The organism is Stutzerimonas chloritidismutans, assembly GCF_020783375.1.
Classification (GTDB): domain Bacteria; phylum Pseudomonadota; class Gammaproteobacteria; order Pseudomonadales; family Pseudomonadaceae; genus Stutzerimonas; species Stutzerimonas kunmingensis.
The window spans coordinates 3654656-3673088 of sequence record NZ_CP086067.1 but is presented as its reverse complement, the minus strand read 5'-3'; the positions used below and the strand labels follow the sequence as shown (position 1 = coordinate 3673088).

The window sequence follows — 18433 nt, the reverse complement described above, 5'->3', positions numbered from 1 at the left end:
CATGCAACTGAACGATCTGCGTTCTGCGCCGGGTGCCCGTCGCGAAAAGCTGCGTCCCGGTCGTGGTATCGGTAGTGGCCTGGGCAAGACCTGTGGCCGTGGTCACAAGGGTCAGACCTCTCGTTCCGGCGGCAAGATCGCTCCCGGTTTCGAGGGTGGTCAGCAGCCTCTGCATCGTCGTCTGCCGAAGTTCGGTTTCGTTTCGCTGAAAGCCATGGATCGCGCTGAGGTTCGTACCTCTGAGTTGGCCAAGGTGGAAGGTGATGTCGTTACCGTGCAAAGCCTGAAAGACGCCAACGTAATCAACCAGAACGTACAGCGCGTGAAAATCATGCTGTCGGGCGAGGTTGGTCGTGCGGTTACTCTCAAGGGTATCGCAGCCACCAAAGGTGCGCGTGCGGCTATCGAAGCAGCTGGCGGCAAGTTCGAGGAATAAATGGCTAAGCAAGGTGCTCTCTCCGCGCTGAGTAATGGTGGTCTGTCCGAACTCTGGGCTCGTCTGCGCTTTCTGTTCATGGCGATCATCGTCTATCGGATTGGCGCACACATCCCTGTTCCCGGGATAAATCCCGATCGGCTGGCCGAGCTGTTCCGTCAGAACGAGGGGACCATCCTTAGCTTGTTCAACATGTTTTCCGGTGGTGCGCTGGAGCGCATGAGTATTTTTGCTTTGGGGATCATGCCGTACATTTCGGCATCGATCATCATGCAGCTCATGACCGCTGTCAGCCCACAGCTGGAGCAGTTGAAGAAAGAAGGTGAGGCCGGTCGTCGCAAGATCAGTCAGTACACGCGTTACGGTACGCTCGTGCTGGCCATCGTTCAGGCGATCGGTATGTCGGTCGGGTTGGCGGGGCAAGGTGTCGCGTTCAGCAACGATTTCGGCTTCTACTTCGTGGCCATCACGACGTTCGTGTCTGGTGCTATGTTCATGATGTGGCTGGGTGAGCAGATCACCGAGCGTGGCGTTGGCAACGGTATCTCGATGTTGATCTTCGCAGGTATCGTCGCCGGCTTGCCGGGTGCGCTCGGTCAGTCGTTCGAGTCTGCTCGCCAGGGCGATATCAATATCATCGCGCTGCTCGCTGTCGGCCTGCTCGCTGTAGCGATCATCGGTTTCGTGGTGTTTATCGAGCGTGGTCAGCGCCGTATCGCGGTTCACTACGCGAAGCGTCAGCAGGGCCGTAAGGTCTTTGCCGCGCAGACCAGTCACTTGCCGTTGAAGGTGAATATGGCAGGGGTCATCCCGGCTATCTTTGCCAGCAGCATTCTGCTGTTCCCGGCTTCGCTGGGGCAGTGGTTCGGTCAGTCAGAGAGCATGGGCTGGTTGGCTGACATTTCGCAGGCGATCGCGCCCGGGCAGCCGTTGAACATTCTGCTGTTCAGTGCCGGGATCATCTTCTTCTGCTTCTTCTATACGGCATTGATGTTCAATCCGAAAGACGTAGCAGAGAACCTGAAGAAGTCTGGCGCGTTTATTCCCGGGATTCGTCCTGGTGAGCAGTCGGCTCGCTACATTGATGGCGTGTTGACTCGTTTGACCATGTTCGGCGCCCTGTACATGACGGCTGTCTGCCTGCTGCCACAGTTTCTTGTGGTCGCAGCCAACGTGCCGTTCTACCTTGGTGGGACCTCGTTGCTGATCGTGGTCGTGGTTGTAATGGACTTCATGTCCCAAGTGCAGTCACACCTCATGTCGCACCAGTACGATTCCCTGATGAAGAAAGCCAACCTGAAGGGCTACGGCAGTGGAATGCTCCGCTGAGGTGGCTCGTAAGGTTCTAGGAGTTGGTGATGAAAGTTCGTGCATCGGTTAAAAAGCTGTGCCGTAACTGCAAGATCATCCGTCGCGACGGTGTCGTGCGCGTGATCTGTAGCGCAGAACCGCGTCACAAGCAGCGCCAAGGCTGATTGTGTAAGGCGTTATAACCCGGCAGCTAGTGCGCTGCCGGGTTGAATATTTGTTATTACAGCGTTAATATCTCGCGCCCTTTTCTTGGCTTCCGGGGCGTAGGTAGCTGTCAATTGGAGTTTCACTGAATGGCCCGTATTGCAGGCGTCAACATTCCGGATAACAAGCACACTGTTATCTCGCTGACCTACATCTACGGTGTTGGTCGCACCCGTGCACAGGAAATCTGTGCTGCTACCGGTGTGAATCCGGCAGCGAAGATCAAGGATCTTTCCGACGAGCAGGTCGAACTGCTGCGTGGCGAAGTCGGCAAGTTCATCGTTGAAGGCGACCTGCGTCGCGAAGTCAACATGAAAATCAAGCGCTTGATGGACCTGGGCTGCTATCGCGGCCTGCGTCATCGTCGTGGTCTGCCGGTTCGCGGTCAGCGTACCAAGACCAACGCACGTACCCGTAAGGGCCCGCGCAAGCCGATCCGCAAGTAATCGCGTTAGCGAATCGACAGGAATTTAGTCATGGCAAAACCTGCTGCTCGTCCTCGTAAAAAAGTCAAAAAGACAGTGGTTGATGGCATCGCCCACATCCACGCGTCTTTCAACAACACCATCGTGACCATCACCGATCGTCAGGGCAATGCGTTGTCCTGGGCTACTTCGGGTGGTTCCGGTTTCCGCGGCTCGCGTAAGAGCACTCCGTTCGCTGCCCAGATCGCTGCAGAGCGCGCTGGCCAGGCTGCGCTGGAGTACGGCCTGAAGAACCTCGACGTCAACGTCAAGGGCCCAGGTCCGGGTCGGGAGTCCGCCGTGCGTGCTTTGAACGCATGTGGTTATAAAATCGCCAGCATCACCGACGTGACGCCTATCCCGCATAACGGGTGCCGTCCGCCGAAGAAGCGCCGCGTGTAATCAGGAGACAGTGAAGAATGGCTCGTTATATTGGTCCCAAGTGCAAACTGTCTCGTCGTGAAGGCACCGATCTCTTCCTGAAGAGTGGTGCGCGCGCGCTCGAATCCAAGTGCAATATCGAAACCCCGCCGGGTGTTCACGGTCAGCGTCGCGGACGTCTGTCCGATTACGGCACCCAGCTGCGTGAAAAGCAGAAGGTACGCCGCATCTATGGTGTGCTGGAGCGTCAGTTCAGTGGTTATTACAAGGAAGCAGCCAGCCGTAAGGGCGCTACCGGTGAGAATCTGCTGCAGCTGCTCGAGTGCCGTCTGGACAACGTCGTGTACCGCATGGGCTTCGGCTCTACTCGTGCCGAATCGCGTCAGCTGGTCTCGCACAAGTCAATCAGCGTCAACGGTCAGACCGTGAACATTCCGTCTTACCAGGTCAAGGCCGGTGACGTAGTGGCTGTTCGTGAGAAGTGCCGTAACCAGCTGCGTATCGCCCAGGCCCTCGAACTGTGCGCTCAGCGCGGTCGCGTTGAATGGGTCGAAGTAGATGCCGACAAGAAATCCGGTGTTTTCAAGAATGTTCCGGCTCGCAGCGATCTGTCCGCCGACATCAACGAAAACCTGATTGTCGAGCTCTACTCCAAGTAAGGGCTAGAAAATAGGTGTATCCATGCAGAGTTCGGTAAATGAGTTCCTGACCCCCCGCCATATCGATGTGCAGGTGGTCAGTCCGACCCGTGCCAAGATCACTCTCGAGCCCCTCGAGCGTGGTTTTGGCCACACCCTTGGCAACGCGCTGCGTCGTATTCTGTTGTCCTCCATGCCCGGCTGCGCTGTGGTCGAGGCCGAGATCGACGGTGTGCTCCACGAGTACAGCGCCATCGAGGGCGTGCAGGAAGATGTCATCGAAATCCTGCTCAACCTCAAAGGTATCGCCATCAAGCTGCACGGCCGTGATGAAGTGACCTTGAGCCTGGTGAAGAAGGGCGCGGGCGCTGTTACCGCTGCCGATATCCAGCTGGATCACGATGTCGAAATCGTCAACGGCGATCACCTGATCGCCAATCTGGCGGCCAACGGCTCGCTCAACATGAAGCTCAAGGTCGCTCGCGGCCGCGGTTACGAGCCTGCTGATGCGCGTCAGAGCGATGAAGACGAAAGCCGTAGCATCGGTCGTCTGCAGCTCGACGCCACTTTCAGCCCGGTTCGTCGCGTGGCTTACGTGGTCGAGAATGCTCGTGTCGAGCAGCGCACCAACCTGGACAAACTGGTCATTGACCTGGAAACCAACGGCACCCTGGATCCCGAAGAGGCGATCCGTCGTGCAGCGACCATCCTGCAGCAACAGCTGGCTGCGTTCGTCGACCTCAAGGGCGACAGCGAGCCGGTTGTAATCGAGCAGGAAGACGAGATCGATCCGATCCTGTTGCGTCCGGTTGATGACCTGGAGCTGACCGTACGTTCGGCCAACTGCCTGAAGGCGGAAAACATCTACTACATTGGTGATCTGATTCAGCGCACCGAAGTAGAGCTGTTGAAGACGCCGAATCTGGGCAAGAAGTCCCTGACTGAGATCAAGGACGTTCTGGCTTCGCGTGGTTTGTCCCTCGGTATGCGTCTGGATAACTGGCCGCCGGCAAGTCTCAAGAAGGACGATAAGGCCACTGCCTGATCGCCCCCAGTAACCGAACTGAACGTTTGGTAAGGAATTTCAATCATGCGTCATCGTAAAAGTGGCCGTCACCTGAGCCGCACCAGCGCCCACCGCAAGGCCATGTTTCAGAACATGGCGGTGTCGCTGTTCGAGCACGAACTGATCAAAACCACCCTGCCTAAGGCCAAGGAACTGCGCCGCGTTGCCGAGCCGCTGATCACCCTGGCTAAGGAAGACAGCGTCGCCAACCGTCGTCTGGCTTTCGACCGTACGCGTTCGAAGGCTGCCGTAGGCAAGCTGTTCAACGATCTGGGCAAGCGTTACGCCACCCGTCAGGGCGGCTATCTGCGTATCCTCAAGTGCGGCTTCCGCGCTGGTGACAACGCACCTATGGCTTACGTCGAGCTGGTTGACCGTCCGGTCACTGGTGAAGTGGAAGCCGCCGAGTAAGATCGGTAGCAGCAATTAAAAACCGAGCCTTTTGGCTCGGTTTTTTTATGCCCAAAGGATTCTGAGAGACTGGCTCTATAAGGGGCGTTGATCTTCATCATTAGTCGCCGTTGCGCTTGCTTCCTATGATGGCATTCAACCAGCAGGTACTTACCAAGACCCTGGAAGCTATTGAATACCAAGGAGCTGCAACCATGACTGACAAGCCGAAGCTCACAACCGTTGCCGGTGCGCCGGTATCCGAAAACCAGAACTCCATGACTGCGGGCCGCCGTGGTCCCATGCTGCTTCAGGACGTATGGTTTCTAGAGAAGCTCGCTCATTTCGACCGCGAGGTGATTCCGGAGCGTCGTATGCACGCGAAAGGTTCCGGCGCGTTTGGCGAGTTCGTCGTCACCCATGACATCACCCGCTACACCAAAGCCAAGCTGTTTTCCGAGGTTGGTAAGCGCACCCCGTTGTTCGCCCGCTTCTCTACCGTCGCCGGTGAGCGCGGCGCGGCCGACGCCGAGCGTGACATTCGTGGTTACGCACTGAAGTTCTACACCGAGCAAGGCAACTGGGACATGGTGGGCAATAACACCCCGGTGTTCTTTTTCCGCGATCCGCTGAAGTTTCCGGACCTCAACCACGCAGTAAAACGCGATCCGCGCACCAACATGCGCAGCGCGAACAACAACTGGGACTTCTGGACCGGGCTGCCTGAGGCCTTGCACCAGATCACCTATGTCATGGGTGATCGGGGCATTCCGGCGTCGTACCGCCATATGCACGGTTTCGGTTCGCACACCTACAGCTTCATCAGTCCGAACAACGAGCGTTTCTGGGTGAAGTTTCACTTTCGGACCCAGCAGGGCATCAAGAATCTCACCGACGCCGAGGCTGCAGCCATCGTTGCCAATGACCGGGAGAGTTCGCAGCGCGATCTGTTCGAGGCCATCGAGCGTGGCGAATATCCACGTTGGACGATGTATGTGCAGATAATGCCGGAGGCCGACGCCGCCAAGGTGCCGTACCATCCGTTCGACCTCACCAAGGTCTGGCCGCATGCTGACTACCCATTGATCGAGGTCGGCTATTACGAACTCAACCGCAATCCCGACAACTACTTCCAGGATGTCGAGCAGGCGGCATTCACGCCGGCGAATGTCGTTCCGGGCATCAGCTTCTCTCCAGACCGTATGTTGCAGGGCCGTCTTTTCTCCTACGGGGATGCGCAACGCTACCGGCTGGGGGTGAATCACCATCAGATTCCGGTCAACGCTCCGCGTTGCCCGGTCCACAGCTACCATCGCGATGGTGCCATGCGCGTAGATGGCAATCAGGGCGGTCGTCTGCATTACGAGCCGAATACCTATGGCGAGTGGCAGGAACAGCCTGACTTCAGCGAGCCACCGCTGGCTCTCGAGGGGGCGGCGGATCGTTACGACTACCGTGCCGACGACGCCGATTACTTCACTCAGCCGGGCAACCTGTTCCGCTTGATGAAGGCTGATGAACAGCAGCGGTTGTTCGAAAATACCGCTCGGTCGATGCAGGGAGTGGCGCGTCATATCAAGATTCGCCACATCAGCCACTGCCTGAGGGCTGATCCGGCCTATGGAGCAGGTATTGCCGCCGCCCTGGATATTCCGTTGTCGGAAGTGCCGGCATAAGCGATTCGCGGTATCCGCAAGATCGAGAAGCCCGCAGCGAGTGCTGCGGGCTTTCTTGTCTCTTCAGCGCTATTCGTGGGGATTGTTGAGCGGCTTATCGCTCTCCTGTCCGGGTGGCAGAAGGCGATCGGCCTCTGCCGGATCGATCGCCGTCAGACTGCCGTCGGCAGTTGCGACAAGCACGGCCTCAAGCATTTCACGCACATTGTTGCGCAGCATGCCGGCAGACTTCTGGCCGCGGCTGTTCAATCCGCCGATTTCCATGAGCACGCTGCCGCCCAATGGGCCTGTTTCGCCGGCGGCCAGTCGCTCGGTCCCCAGCAGGCCGTATGCGTTTCGGGCAATGCCTGGATCGCCGCCGCCGCGGCGGACATCGCCGCTGGGGTGCTCATAGTAGTAGTTGGTGATTTCCATGAAGCCAAGCTGCGTGGAGCGCTGCTTCATCACGATTGCCAGCTGCTTCGACAGTGCTACCGCTTCCGGGGCGACATCCGGGTGAGTTGGCCAGGTGATAGAACCGGTCACCTGGCGTGCCGGGCGGTTCACTTCAGGATCCACATCCTCGAGTACCACGGCAGGGTTCTGATTGTGCACATCTACCAGCCAGATGGGACGGTAACGGTCATAGATGCCGCGTACCGCAACCGCTTCGGGCACCGGGTTCTGCCCCGGGTTGAAGTGCCGCTCACTGGCCAGGCCTGGATTGCAGCGTATCTGCGTGCTCTTGCTCCAGTCTGTCCAGTGGTAGCGGTTGATGTCGTAGCTAAATCGGCGTTGGCTGTCGGCATTGGTGAAGGCGGTCACGTTGGCGCCGAGGTGCTGATCCAACTTGGCAGGATTCAGGGTGCCATCGGCGCGCAGGCAGTCAGCGCTGGTTTGCGGGGCGCTGAAATCCATGTTGCCGCGACTGAAACGCTCGGCGCCGTCTGGGTTGACCCTCGGCACGATCAGCACCTGCAGATTATCCAGTACCTGGCGGGACAAGGCCCCGCCCGAGGCAAGGCGTTTTATCAGATTGACCGCCGCTTCGGTGCCGTGAGGTTCGTTGCCGTGCTGTTGGGTGATGATCATCACGGCTGATTTGTCTGAATTACCCAGCCTGGCCAGCCAGATTGGTCGGCCTTCGTTGCTGCTGCCGGCCTGTTCTAGTCGCAGGGCATCCGGGAAGCGTCGTGAAAGTGCGTTGAGCTGATCGTACAGCTGGTTGTTGCTCATGAACGCCTCCAGCGAGACGTTCTGCTCATTGGTGATCCAAGGGCCGTTGGGTTGGGCGGCGGCGAGACCGGGTAGCAGGCCGGCGCCAAGCAGGCAGGCAGCAAGCGCAATTCGCATCAGGATTTCTCCTTATCGGGCTAGGAGTGTCCCGCCCAACTGCCCGGCGGGATCCGTAGTGGACCCCGCTGCGCTTGCGATTGTTGCCGAAACGGCTGCCGACGCGATGATCAACCCGCCGAGCGGTCGCGCTCGAGTAACGGTTTGAGGAAATGACCGGTATGAGACTGGGCCATGCCTGCCACCTCTTCCGGCGTACCGCAGGCGATGATCTGGCCACCCTTCGAGCCGCCTTCCGGGCCGAGATCCACCAGCCAGTCGGCCGTCTTGATGACGTCAAGGTTGTGCTCGATCACCACGACCGTATTGCCGTGGTCGCGCAGACGGTGCAGTACGTCGAGCAGCTGCTGGATATCGGCGAAATGCAGGCCGGTGGTGGGTTCATCAAGAATGTACAGCGTCTTGCCCGTGTCACGCTTGGACAGCTCGCGGGACAGCTTGACGCGCTGCGCCTCACCGCCAGACAGGGTCGTCGCACTCTGCCCCAGCTTGATGTAGGACAGCCCAACATCCATCAGCGTCTGCAGTTTTCGCGCGACGGCCGGCACCGGATCGAAGAACTCGCGGGCTTCCTCGATGGTCATGTCGAGCACTTCGGTGATGCTCTTGCCCTTGTACTTCACCTCCAGCGTTTCGCGGTTGTAGCGCTTGCCCTTGCACACGTCGCAGGGCACGTAGATGTCGGGCAGGAAGTGCATTTCCACCTTGATCACGCCGTCGCCCTGGCAGGCTTCACAGCGTCCGCCCTTGACGTTGAAAGAGAAGCGGCCCGGACCGTAGCCGCGTGAGCGCGCTTCCGGCACGCCGGCAAACAGCTCGCGAATCGGCGTGAACAGCCCCGTGTAGGTCGCCGGGTTGGAGCGCGGGGTGCGGCCGATCGGGCTCTGATCGATGTCCACTACCTTGTCCAGATGCTGCAGCCCATCGAAGCTGTCGTGCGGGGCTACTTCCAGCGTGGTCGCGCCATTGAGTGCAGTCGCCGTGATCGGGAACAGCGTGTTGTTGATCAGCGTTGATTTGCCCGAGCCCGACACACCGGTGATGCAGGTGAGCAGGCCGACCGGAATCTCCAGGTCGACGTTGCGCAGGTTGTTGCCCCGCGCGCCCTTGAGCTTGAGCAGCATCTTCGGATCACGGCGGGTGCGCTCAGGCCGATAGTTGATCTTCACCCGGCCAGAGAGGTACTTGCCGGTCAGCGAATCCGGGTGCGCCATCACCTCGTCAGGTGTGCCTTCAGCGACGATGCGGCCGCCATGTATGCCGGCACCTGGACCGATGTCTACCACGTAGTCGGCGAGACGGATCGCATCCTCGTCATGCTCCACGACGATCACCGTATTGCCGATGTCGCGCAGGTGGCGAAGGGTGCCCAGCAAGCGTTCGTTGTCGCGCTGATGCAGGCCGATCGAAGGTTCGTCGAGGATGTACATCACCCCAACCAGGCCGGCGCCGATCTGACTGGCCAGGCGAATACGCTGGGCCTCGCCGCCGGACAGGGTGTCGGCGCTGCGATCCAGGGTCAGATAATCCAGGCCGACGTTGACCAGGAACTGCAGGCGTTCGCGGATCTCCTTGAGAATCTTGTCGGCGATCTCGCCGCGTCGTCCGCTGAGCGAGAGGACGCCGAAGTAGTCGGTGGCGTCGCCGATGGGCATGGCCGTGACCGCAGGCAGGGTCTTGTCGCCAACCCACACGTGGCGTGCTTCACGGCGCAGACGCGTGCCGCGACAGTCCGGGCAGGGCTGGGTGCTCAGGTATTTGGCGAGCTCTTCGCGAACCGAATTGGATTCGGTTTCGCGGTAGCGGCGTTCCAGGTTGGGAACGATGCCTTCGAACGGGTGCGAACGCTTGACGATATCGCCGCGGTCGTTGAGGTAGCGGAACTCGACATTCTCACGGCCGCTGCCGCGCAGGATGGACTTCTGATGATCGGCGGCCAGTGAGTCGAAAGGCTCGTCGAGGCTGAAGCCATAATGCGAGGCCAGTGAGCCGAGCATCTGGAAATAGTAAACGTTGCGCCGGTCCCAGCCGCGTATGGCGCCTTCGGCCAAGGTCAGCTCGCCATTGACCAGGCGCTTGGCGTCGAAGAACTGCTTTACGCCCAGGCCGTCACAGGTGGGGCAGGCGCCGGCTGGGTTGTTGAAGGAGAACAGCTTGGGCTCAAGCTCGCTGATCGAGTGGCCGCAGATCGGGCAAGCGAAGCGTGCGGAGAAGATCATTTCCTCGCTGTCGTCGTCCTCTTCCATGGAGGCGACCAGGGCGATGCCATCGGCCAGCTTGAGCGCCGTTTCGAAGGATTCGGCCAGGCGCTGCTGCAGGTCGCCGCGAACCTTGAAGCGGTCCACCACCACGTCGATCGAGTGCTTCTTCTGCTTGTCCAGCTTGGGTAGCTCGTCGAGCTCGTACAGCCGCCCGTTGACGCGGGCGCGCACGAAACCCTGAGCACGCAGCTCGTCGAACACGGCCAGGTGCTCGCCCTTGCGTTCGCGGATGACCGGGGCCAGCAGCATCAGCTTGCGGCCTTCGGGCAGTGCCAGCACCTGGTCGACCATCTGACTGACCGTCTGCGCTTCCAACGGGGCATCGTGATCTGGACAGCGCGGCGTGCCGACCCGCGCATAGAGCAGACGCAGGTAGTCGTAGATCTCGGTGATGGTGCCCACGGTGGAGCGCGGGTTGTGCGAGGTCGATTTCTGCTCGATAGAGATCGCCGGGGAGAGCCCCTCAATGGTGTCGACGTCGGGCTTTTCCATCATCGAGAGGAACTGGCGCGCATACGCCGAAAGCGATTCGACGTAACGGCGCTGGCCTTCTGCGTAGAGAGTGTCGAATGCCAACGATGATTTGCCAGAACCGGACAAGCCGGTGATGACGATCAGCTTGTCGCGCGGCAGGGTGAGGTCGATGTTCTTCAGGTTGTGGGTGCGGGCCCCACGAATCAGAATCTTGTCCAAAACAGCCTCGCGTGGCGGGCGGAAACCCGAAAGTATACGGCCGGGGTGATAGTCGCGGCAAAACCGCGCGCCTGTGCCGAACAGGGTAGGGCTGCTAGAATCGCCGCCGGTTCATACAAGCGAGACCCTCCATGCAGGACCCCTACAGCGAGCGCATGAGCGCCAGCGAAAAACGCGCAGCTTCCGGGCTGGCCCTGGTTTTCGCTTTTCGCATGCTCGGCATGTTCATGGTTTTGCCCGTGCTGGCAACCTACGGCATGGACCTGGAAGGCGCTACGCCGACCCTGATCGGTCTTGCGATAGGTGCCTATGGTTTGACCCAGGCGCTGCTGCAAATTCCCTTCGGTATTCTTTCCGATCGTATTGGTCGCTTGCCTATCATCTATTTCGGCCTGCTGATCTTCGCCGCTGGAGCGGTGCTCGCGGCGATGTCCGACAGCATCTGGGGCGTCATCGCCGGGCGCATCCTGCAAGGGGCGGGGGCGATTTCCGCTGCAGTGATGGCGCTGCTCTCGGACCTGACCCGCGAACAGCACCGGACCAAGGCAATGGCGCTGATCGGCGTGAGCATCGGTTTTTCCTTCGCTGTCGCGATGATCGTCGGGCCGTTGCTGACCCGTGCCTTCGGTCTCTCCGGGCTGTTCTGGGTAACCGCCGGCATGGCGTTGCTTGGCGGCGTCATCGTCGCGTTGCTGCCCAAGGCCCATGCGCATGTGCGCCATCGCGAATCGGGCGTCGCCAAGCAGGCGCTCGGCCTGACGTTGCGCCACCCCGATCTGTTGCGCCTGGATTTCAGCATCCTGGCGCTGCATGCGATCCTGATGGCCAGCTTCGTCGCGCTGCCGCTGGCACTGGTCGAGCAGGGCGCGTTGCCCAAGGAAGAGCATTGGTGGGTCTACCTCACGGCACTGCTGGTCGGCTTCTTCGGCATGATTCCCTTCATAATTTATGGCGAGAAGAAGCGCCAGATGCGCCGCGTGCTGTTGGGCGCGGTCTCCGCGTTGCTGCTCTGCGAGCTGTTCTTCTGGTGGTTCGGAAATGGCTTGTGGATGCTGGTCGTCGGCATGGTGGGCTTCTTCATCGCGTTCAATCTGCTGGAAGCGTCGCTGCCTTCGTTGATCAGCAAAGTCGCACCGGCCGGCGGCAAGGGCACCGCGATGGGCGTCTACTCCACCAGTCAGTTTCTCGGTGCCGGTCTCGGTGGCGTGCTTGGCGGTATGCTCTATCAGCAGGGTGGCCTGGCGCTGGTGTTCGCCGGTTGCGCTGCACTTTGCGCGTTGTGGTTCGTGGTGGCCTTCAGCATGCGCGAACCTCCTTATGTCACCAGCCTGCGCTTGCCGCTGTCGGCCGGAGCGCTGGCCAACGCAGGACTTGGGCGTGACCTGCTACAAGTCGCCGGTGTTAGCGACGTGCTCATCGTTGCCGACGAGGCAGCGGCCTATATCAAGGTCGATACGCAGCAGCTGGATCGTGAAGCTCTTGATCGCCTGGTTGCCTGAGGCGCCTGTTCGCGGCTGCATAGTGCCGCGCAACATGAAAGTGCGTCGGTTGGCCGTCAGGGGTGGCTGAGGTAAGATTCGCGGTCATCGGCTTTGCTGGCGGTACAACCGCCATCGGTGAATCCATCCAATTCAATGTTCCAATGAGGAGTTACCCATGGCCAGAGGGGTGAATAAAGTCATCTTGATCGGCAATGTCGGCGGCGACCCGGAAACCCGCTACATGCCCAATGGCAATGCGGTGACCAACATCACGCTGGCAACCACCGATAGCTGGAAGGACAAGCAGACCGGTCAGCTTCAGGAGCGTACCGAGTGGCATCGCGTGGTGTTGTTCGGCAAGGTTGCCGAGATCGCCGGCGAATACCTGCGCAAGGGTTCGCAATGCTACATCGAGGGACGCCTGCAGACCCGCGAGTGGGAGAAGGACGGCGTCAAGCGCTACACCACCGAAATAGTCGTCGACATGAACGGCACCATGCAGCTGCTCGGTGGCCGTGGCGGCAGTTCCGACGATGCGCCGCGTCAGGCTCGCCCGCAGCAGCGTGAGCCGCAGCAGGCGCCGCGTCAGCAGGCCCAGCCGCAGCAGCCCGCTGCGCGGCAGCAGCCGGCACCGGACTACGACAGCTTCGACGACGACATCCCCTTCTAGAGTTATCTGAATGCGAATGCGCCTGATGCTGTTGGGCGGCGGCAATGCCCTGGGCCAGGCGCTCATCCGCCTCGGCGCCGAGGAAGACATAGGCTTCCTCGCGCCGCGACCGCCCGCTCAGGGCTGGGACGCCGCCAGTCTTACCCAGTTGCTCGACGACAACCGTCCGGATGTCGTGGTCAACCTTGCCTACTATTACGACTGGTTCCAGAGCGGACAGCCCAACGAGCCGGCGCTCGCCGCACAGGAGCGTGCGGTCGAGCGGCTCGCCGAACTCTGTCAGCACCATGATTTCGTCCTGTTGCAGCCATCGAGCTACCGGGTATTTGACGGTGCCCGAACCACGGCCTATAGCGAAAAGGACGAGGTGGCGCCGCTGGATGCACGAGGCAGGGCGCTGTGGCGCATCGAGCAGAGTGTGCGTTCGCTATGCCCGCGACATGTCCTGCTGCGTTTTGGCTGGTTGCTCGATGACAGTCGGGACGGTGTTCTAGGGCGCGTGCTGCAACGACTCGAGCAGAGCGAGGCGATACTGCTGGCGGATGACCGGCGCGGCAATCCGACACCTGTCGACGATGCCGCGCGCGTGATCCTTGCGGTATTGAAGCAGCTCGACTGCCAGGCTCCGCTGTGGGGTACCTATCACTACGGCGGACATGAGGCTTCCACCCCGTTGCTGGTCGCCCAGGCGTTGCTCGGCGAGGCCGGCAAGTATCGCGACGTCACAACGGCGAATCTGACGGCCGTGGCGCATGCCGCCTGTTCGGATGCCGCAGCCGAACCGCAGCACGGCGTACTCGCCTGCAAGAAGATTTTCACCACTTTCGGCATCAAGCCTCGCGCCTGGCGTACCGGGTTGCCGAGCCTGTTGGAGCGCTATTACCGTCATGGCTGATGCCCCGATTCTGGTCACCGGCGGTGCCGGGTTCATTGGATCGAACCTGGTCGATGCGTTGCTGGCGCGCGGCTATGCCGTTCGTGTGCTGGACAATCTCTCGACCGGCAAGCGCGAAAACCTGCCGCAAGATACACGCGTCGAGCTGATCGTCGGCGATGTCGCCGATGCCGATTGCGTGCGTCGTGCGGTGCAGGGATGTCGGGCGGTGGTGCATCTGGCCGCGGTGGCGTCGGTGCAGGCGTCGGTGGACGACCCGTTCGGTACTCACCAGAGCAACCTGATCGGCACGCTCAATCTGTGTGAGGCGATGCGCGAGGCGGGTGTGAAGCGGGTGCTGTTCGCCTCGAGCGCAGCGGTCTATGGCAACAACGGCGAAGGCCATGCTATCGATGAGGACACGCCGAAGGCGCCCCTGACACCCTACGCCGCCGACAAGCTGGCCAGCGAGCACTACCTGGATTTCTATCGGCGCCAGCATGGTCTGGAGCCGGTGGTGTTCCGCTTCTTCAATATCTTCGGGCCGCGGCAGGATCCATCGTCACCGTATTCCGGTGTGATCAGCATCTTCACCGAGCGGGCGCAGAAGGGTTTGCCGATTGCGGTGTTCGGCGATGGCGAGCAGACGCGCGATTTTCTCTACGTTGCCGATCTGGTCGAGGTGTTGGTGCAGGCGCTGGAGTCGCCCGAGGCGGTGGCGGGCGCGGTGAATGTTGGGCTGAATCAGGCCACTTCGCTGAATCAGCTGCTGGCGGCCATCGGTGACGTGTTGGGCGGGCTTCCCGAGGTGAGCTATCAGGCCGCGCGGCCGGGGGATATTCGTCATTCGCGGGCGAATAATGCCCGGCTAGTGCAGCGCTATCGTCTGCCGGAACCGCCGACCGGCATGCGGGAAGGTTTGGCGAAGCTGTTGGGTTTGTAGGTTGCAAACTCTGAAAACACAAAAGGCGCCCTAGGCGCCTTTTGTCTGTCTGCGATCCGGCTGGGCCGGTTACGTCAGAACTTGTAGCCAAGACCGACCATGTAGACGAAGGGGTCTACATCTACGTCGACTTTGACTTTGTCGCCAGCCAAGTAAGTGGTGCCGGTCGTGTCGATGTCGATATAGCGAAGCTGAGCGTTCAGCATGATGTTGTCGGTCAGCATATAGTCCATGCCAACTTGAGCGGCCAGGCCCCAAGAGTCCTTCATGTCCAGTCCGCTAAAACCTTTGTCTTCGGCGCTGCTGCTCAGTTCGGTGTCGAAGAACCAAGTGTAGTTGATGCCGGCACCGACATAAGGCTGGAACGCTGAGGTCTTGTTCAGCGGGTAGTAGATAACGCTGAGGGTCGGCGGCAGGTGCTTGAGGCTGCCCAGCTTGCCGTTCAGGCCTGCATATGGTCCTGGCATTCCCTTCACGCCAACGTCGTGACTGAAAGGAGTTGCGGCCAACAGTTCAATACCCACCTTATCAGTGACCATGTAGGCGAAGTTCAGGCCCAGCTGAGTATTGCTGTCCAGCGTAGCTTTGGAGCCAGCGACGTCGCCGAGAACGGCATGGTTGATGTCACTGCTATCTTCGTGCGGATCAACGGTAATAGCACCAGCGCGAACGATGATGTCCCCGGCTTCGAAAGCCTGGGCGAAGGGTGCGGCCAGCGCCAGGGCCAGCGCGGAAGCGGTGAACAGGGTCTTGCGCATGATGATGCTCCGTTTGTTGGAATGCGATTGGGCGCCATGGTAGGTGCTGAGCGCTGGGGCTTTTTGATCCAGCTCAATGAAAAACGCCGCCTCGACTGCGACGAAACGCCCGGGTTGCTTTGCGTCAACTCACAGATGATAATGTTTCTCTTTTGAGTTAACGACCGTCTGCAAGGACCCTTCAATGCCTTCCTTCTTTCCCCGCCTGCTGGCGGTTGCCGTGCTGCCGTGCTGTCTTCAGCTTTATGCCGGGTCGCTGTCCGCGGCACCGCTGGATGCTGCGCTGGATGAGAGCGAGCGTTTGTCTGCGGAGGCGAAGGCCTCGCAGGCGCGGATCGACCAGCTCGACGACGCCACTCGCGAGATGCTCAACGAGTACCGCAGTGCTTTGCAGCAGACCGAAGCGCTAAAGGCCTACAACAAGCAGTTGCAGGAGCTGACCGCGGCGCAGAACAAGGAGCTGGTGGGCTTTCAGCGCCAGCTGGACAGCATCGAGCGCACCCAGGAAGCCGTTACGCCGCAGATGAGCCGTATGGTCGAGGTGCTGGGGGAATTCATCGCGGCCGATCTGCCGTTCCTCCCCGATGAGCGTGCCGACCGTCTGGCCGGCCTGCAGGACCTACTGCCACGCGCCGACGTCAGCCTGGCGGAAAAGTACCGGCGCATCCTCGAGGCCTATCAGATCGAAAGCGATTACGGCCGCACGCTGGAAGCCTGGCGTGGTGAGCTGCCGGGCGACGCGGAGTCACGCAGCGTCGAATTCCTGCGGCTCGGTCGAGTGATGCTCTATTACCAGACTCTCGATGCTCACGAGAGCGGCTGGTGGAATCCGCAGACGCGCGCCTGGGAAGTGCTCGACGGCAGCGCCCGCCGACCGCTTACGCAGGCCATCGCCATCGCCCGTCAGCAACAGGCTCCGGCCTACCTGCAATTGCCCGTGAAGACCCTGGCCGAGGAGGCCGCGCAATGAGCCGTCTGTTTTCCCTCCTTCTTGTCGCGCTGTTGCCCCTCACGGCTCATTCGGCAGAATCGCTCAGTCCCGACCAGCTGCTCGAGCGCATTCGCAGCGACCGTGCCGCCGAGGTCAGCGCCATGCAGGCCCGCGAGCAGGCCTTCGTTCGTGATCGTGGCGAGCAGCAGCAACTGCTTTCCCGTGCCCGTGCCGCACTTGCCGAGCAGAAGGCCGAGGCCGAACGCCTGAAGGCCGACTTCGATCGCCAGGAGGCCGAGCTGGCCGAGCAGGAAAAACTCCTGGCGCAGCGTGTTGGCCATCTGGGTGAGCTGTTCGGCGTCGTGCGCCAGAGTGCAGGTGACATCGCTGGCCAGTGGCAGGACAGTCTGCTCAACGCCCAGTATCCCGAGCGCCTGACCCAGCTGCGCAGCCTGGCGGAAAGCCGCGCGCTGCCGTCGGCCGATGACCTCGATGCGTTCTGGATGACCCTGCTGGAAGACCTAGCGGCCAGCGGCCGCGTCGAGCGCGTACCGCTGCCGGTGGTGGGCACCGATGGCGCGCGCAGCGAGCAGCCGGTACTGCGGGTCGGCAGCTTCTCCGCATTCACCGACGAAACCTTCCTGCGCTACGACGCCGATGCCGGCGAGCTGCTGGTACCGGCACGCCAGCCGTCCGGTCAGGGTTTGATCGAAGACTATCAGAGCAGCTCCGATGCGCTGGCTACATTGCCGGTGGATCCGAGCCGCGGCACGCTGATCGCCCAGCTGCAACGCCAGCCGGACCTGTGGGATCGCGTCAAGCAAGGCGGTCTGGTGGGTGGCGTCATTCTGGTGCTCGGTGCCGTCGGCCTGCTGCTGGCGATCTGGCGCATGGTGTATCTGGGTGGCGTCGGTCGCAAGGTGGGCAGCCAGATGCGCGAGCTGAACCAGCCGCGCGACGACAATCCGCTCGGCCGCATCATCGGCGTGCTGGGGCCGAAGCCACAGTTGTCGGATCTGGAGACCCTCGAGCTCAAGCTGGACGAGGCGATCCTCCAGGAAACCCCGCCACTGGAGCGCGGTCAGCCGCTGCTCAAGCTGCTGGCAGCCGTTGCACCGCTGCTCGGCCTGCTGGGCACCGTGACCGGCATGATCATCACTTTCCAGGCCATCACCCAGAGCGGTGGCGGCGACTCGCGGCTGATGGCCGACGGTATCTCCCAGGCGCTGGTAACCACGGTGCTGGGCCTGGTGGTAGCGATTCCGCTGCTGTTCCTGCACAGCTTGCTGGCCAGCCGTAGCAAGGCGCTTATCCAGTTGCTGGAGCAGCAGAGCGCCGGCCTCATCGCGCTGCACCTGTCGGGGGCGCCACGCCGTGACTGATCTGCGCGCTCACTGGCTGGGTCTGATCGACAGCGGTCACGCGCTGCTCGATTTCATGGCTGCCGGCGGCGTGGTGATGTGGGCGCTGGCCGGCCTGTGCGTGCTGTATTGGACGTTGGTTTTCGAACGCCTCTGGTTCATGCGGCGGGTCTTCCCGCACTGGGTCGAGTCACGCCGCCAGGCCTGGGCGCAGATGGCCGATGAGCCTGGTAGCTGGCAGCGTGCGGTGCGTTCGGCCTGGCTGGCGCAGGCTCAGCAGCAGTTGTCCGGACCGCTACGGCTGAGCAAGACCCTGGTGGCGATGTATCCGCTGCTTGGCTTGCTCGGTACGGTCAGCGGCATGATCGCGGTTTTCGACGTGCTGGCGCTCAGTGGCTCCGGCAACCCACGCGGCATGGCCGCGGGTGTCTGGCAGGCGACCCTGCCGACCATGGCCGGCATGGTGCTGGCCATCACAGGATTGTTCAGTCTGGCGCGCCTAGAGCGAATCGCGCGCCAGTCTCTCGACCGGCTGGCTGACCAGCTGCGTCACGACTGAGGAT

19 protein-coding genes are annotated in these 18433 nt (G+C 61.1%); 16 read left to right on the top strand and 3 right to left on the bottom strand.

Going from position 1 to position 18433, the window contains the following annotated elements; all coding sequences use genetic code 11:
• The first annotated feature begins 1 nt into the window (after position 1).
• From rplO to LLJ08_RS17145, 9 genes are all read left to right on the top strand, one after another.
• The gene (gene rplO, locus LLJ08_RS17185) at positions 2-436 is read left to right on the top strand and encodes a 50S ribosomal protein L15 (RefSeq protein WP_014821627.1); all 435 of its coding nucleotides are present in this window, start codon (positions 2-4) and stop codon (positions 434-436) included.
• Positions 437-1765: a preprotein translocase subunit SecY gene (secY, locus tag LLJ08_RS17180; RefSeq protein WP_003304058.1), complete on the top strand. Its 1329-nt coding sequence runs from the start codon at positions 437-439 to the stop codon at positions 1763-1765.
• A 29-nt stretch (positions 1766-1794) separates the two neighbouring features.
• Positions 1795-1911, top strand: a complete 117-nt coding sequence (gene rpmJ, locus LLJ08_RS17175) for a 50S ribosomal protein L36 (protein ID WP_003281814.1) — start codon at positions 1795-1797, stop codon at positions 1909-1911.
• A gap of 129 nt (positions 1912-2040) precedes the next feature.
• Positions 2041-2397, top strand: a complete 357-nt coding sequence (gene rpsM, locus LLJ08_RS17170; protein ID WP_003289190.1) for a 30S ribosomal protein S13 — start codon at positions 2041-2043, stop codon at positions 2395-2397.
• Between the two features lie 30 nt (positions 2398-2427).
• Complete coding sequence (gene rpsK / locus LLJ08_RS17165; RefSeq protein ID WP_003281811.1) at positions 2428-2817, top strand: 30S ribosomal protein S11; 390 nt, start codon at positions 2428-2430, stop codon at positions 2815-2817.
• Between the two features lie 17 nt (positions 2818-2834).
• On the top strand, positions 2835-3455 hold the full coding sequence (gene rpsD / locus LLJ08_RS17160; RefSeq protein WP_003293044.1) for a 30S ribosomal protein S4: 621 nt from the start codon (positions 2835-2837) through the stop codon (positions 3453-3455).
• Between the two features lie 22 nt (positions 3456-3477).
• Entirely contained in the window at positions 3478-4479 is a 1002-nt protein-coding gene (locus LLJ08_RS17155) for a DNA-directed RNA polymerase subunit alpha (RefSeq protein WP_014821626.1), read from the top strand.
• Positions 4480-4524: 45 nt separating this feature from the next.
• Entirely contained in the window at positions 4525-4911 is a 387-nt protein-coding gene (gene rplQ, locus LLJ08_RS17150; protein WP_003304056.1) for a 50S ribosomal protein L17, read from the top strand.
• A 194-nt stretch (positions 4912-5105) separates the two neighbouring features.
• Entirely contained in the window at positions 5106-6566 is a 1461-nt protein-coding gene (locus LLJ08_RS17145; RefSeq protein WP_044314112.1) for a catalase, read from the top strand.
• A 69-nt stretch (positions 6567-6635) separates the two neighbouring features.
• Here the strand turns inward: LLJ08_RS17145 and LLJ08_RS17140 are convergent, their stop codons facing one another.
• Positions 6636-7898, bottom strand: a complete 1263-nt coding sequence (locus LLJ08_RS17140) for a M14 family zinc carboxypeptidase (RefSeq protein WP_228207550.1) — start codon at positions 7896-7898, stop codon at positions 6636-6638.
• A gap of 110 nt (positions 7899-8008) precedes the next feature.
• Positions 8009-10852 carry an excinuclease ABC subunit UvrA gene (gene uvrA / locus LLJ08_RS17135; protein ID WP_042923776.1) on the bottom strand — a complete coding sequence of 948 codons (2844 nt, stop codon included), beginning with the start codon at positions 10850-10852 and terminating at the stop codon, positions 8009-8011.
• Positions 10853-10983: 131 nt separating this feature from the next.
• Between uvrA and LLJ08_RS17130 the strand changes: the two genes are divergently transcribed.
• The 4 genes from LLJ08_RS17130 to LLJ08_RS17115 all read left to right on the top strand — a co-directional run bounded on the left by LLJ08_RS17130 (position 10984) and on the right by LLJ08_RS17115 (position 14820).
• A complete protein-coding gene (locus LLJ08_RS17130) occupies positions 10984-12351 on the top strand; it encodes an MFS transporter (protein ID WP_221102652.1) in 1368 nt (455 codons plus the stop codon).
• A gap of 157 nt (positions 12352-12508) precedes the next feature.
• Positions 12509-13003, top strand: coding sequence for a single-stranded DNA-binding protein (locus LLJ08_RS17125; protein ID WP_003304048.1), 495 nt, complete (start codon positions 12509-12511; stop codon positions 13001-13003).
• A 10-nt stretch (positions 13004-13013) separates the two neighbouring features.
• A complete protein-coding gene (locus LLJ08_RS17120) occupies positions 13014-13898 on the top strand; it encodes a sugar nucleotide-binding protein (protein ID WP_014821589.1) in 885 nt (294 codons plus the stop codon).
• The gene (locus LLJ08_RS17115; RefSeq protein ID WP_228207549.1) at positions 13891-14820 is read left to right on the top strand and encodes an NAD-dependent epimerase/dehydratase family protein; all 930 of its coding nucleotides are present in this window, start codon (positions 13891-13893) and stop codon (positions 14818-14820) included. The genes LLJ08_RS17120 and LLJ08_RS17115 overlap by 8 nt, the downstream gene beginning before the upstream one ends.
• Before the next feature lie 74 nt (positions 14821-14894).
• On the opposite strand, the gene LLJ08_RS17110 is transcribed toward LLJ08_RS17115, so the two are convergent.
• A complete protein-coding gene (locus LLJ08_RS17110; RefSeq protein WP_101274547.1) occupies positions 14895-15578 on the bottom strand; it encodes an OmpW/AlkL family protein in 684 nt (227 codons plus the stop codon).
• 184 nt (positions 15579-15762) lie between these two features.
• Between LLJ08_RS17110 and LLJ08_RS17105 the strand changes: the two genes are divergently transcribed.
• The 3 genes from LLJ08_RS17105 to LLJ08_RS17095 are packed head-to-tail and all read left to right on the top strand — an operon-like array spanning position 15763 to position 18429.
• Entirely contained in the window at positions 15763-16548 is a 786-nt protein-coding gene (locus LLJ08_RS17105) for a DUF3450 domain-containing protein (RefSeq protein ID WP_045666209.1), read from the top strand.
• Complete coding sequence (locus LLJ08_RS17100; RefSeq protein ID WP_228207548.1) at positions 16545-17891, top strand: MotA/TolQ/ExbB proton channel family protein; 1347 nt, start codon at positions 16545-16547, stop codon at positions 17889-17891. The genes LLJ08_RS17105 and LLJ08_RS17100 overlap by 4 nt, the downstream gene beginning before the upstream one ends.
• Positions 17884-18429: a MotA/TolQ/ExbB proton channel family protein gene (locus LLJ08_RS17095; protein ID WP_014821584.1), complete on the top strand. Its 546-nt coding sequence runs from the start codon at positions 17884-17886 to the stop codon at positions 18427-18429. The genes LLJ08_RS17100 and LLJ08_RS17095 overlap by 8 nt, the downstream gene beginning before the upstream one ends.
• Positions 18430-18433 lie beyond the last annotated feature (4 nt).

Coding starts and splice junctions, on each gene's coding strand:
- rplO (WP_014821627.1), top strand. CDS start 2: ATGCAACTGAACGATCTGCGTTCTGCGCCGGGTGCCCGTCGCGAAAAG.
- secY (WP_003304058.1), top strand. CDS start 437: ATGGCTAAGCAAGGTGCTCTCTCCGCGCTGAGTAATGGTGGTCTGTCC.
- rpmJ (WP_003281814.1), top strand. CDS start 1,795: ATGAAAGTTCGTGCATCGGTTAAAAAGCTGTGCCGTAACTGCAAGATC.
- rpsM (WP_003289190.1), top strand. CDS start 2,041: ATGGCCCGTATTGCAGGCGTCAACATTCCGGATAACAAGCACACTGTT.
- rpsK (WP_003281811.1), top strand. CDS start 2,428: ATGGCAAAACCTGCTGCTCGTCCTCGTAAAAAAGTCAAAAAGACAGTG.
- rpsD (WP_003293044.1), top strand. CDS start 2,835: ATGGCTCGTTATATTGGTCCCAAGTGCAAACTGTCTCGTCGTGAAGGC.
- LLJ08_RS17155 (WP_014821626.1), top strand. CDS start 3,478: ATGCAGAGTTCGGTAAATGAGTTCCTGACCCCCCGCCATATCGATGTG.
- rplQ (WP_003304056.1), top strand. CDS start 4,525: ATGCGTCATCGTAAAAGTGGCCGTCACCTGAGCCGCACCAGCGCCCAC.
- LLJ08_RS17145 (WP_044314112.1), top strand. CDS start 5,106: ATGACTGACAAGCCGAAGCTCACAACCGTTGCCGGTGCGCCGGTATCC.
- LLJ08_RS17140 (WP_228207550.1), bottom strand. CDS start 7,898: ATGCGAATTGCGCTTGCTGCCTGCCTGCTTGGCGCCGGCCTGCTACCC.
- LLJ08_RS17130 (WP_221102652.1), top strand. CDS start 10,984: ATGCAGGACCCCTACAGCGAGCGCATGAGCGCCAGCGAAAAACGCGCA.
- LLJ08_RS17125 (WP_003304048.1), top strand. CDS start 12,509: ATGGCCAGAGGGGTGAATAAAGTCATCTTGATCGGCAATGTCGGCGGC.
- LLJ08_RS17120 (WP_014821589.1), top strand. CDS start 13,014: ATGCGAATGCGCCTGATGCTGTTGGGCGGCGGCAATGCCCTGGGCCAG.
- LLJ08_RS17115 (WP_228207549.1), top strand. CDS start 13,891: ATGGCTGATGCCCCGATTCTGGTCACCGGCGGTGCCGGGTTCATTGGA.
- LLJ08_RS17110 (WP_101274547.1), bottom strand. CDS start 15,578: ATGCGCAAGACCCTGTTCACCGCTTCCGCGCTGGCCCTGGCGCTGGCC.
- LLJ08_RS17105 (WP_045666209.1), top strand. CDS start 15,763: ATGCCTTCCTTCTTTCCCCGCCTGCTGGCGGTTGCCGTGCTGCCGTGC.
- LLJ08_RS17100 (WP_228207548.1), top strand. CDS start 16,545: ATGAGCCGTCTGTTTTCCCTCCTTCTTGTCGCGCTGTTGCCCCTCACG.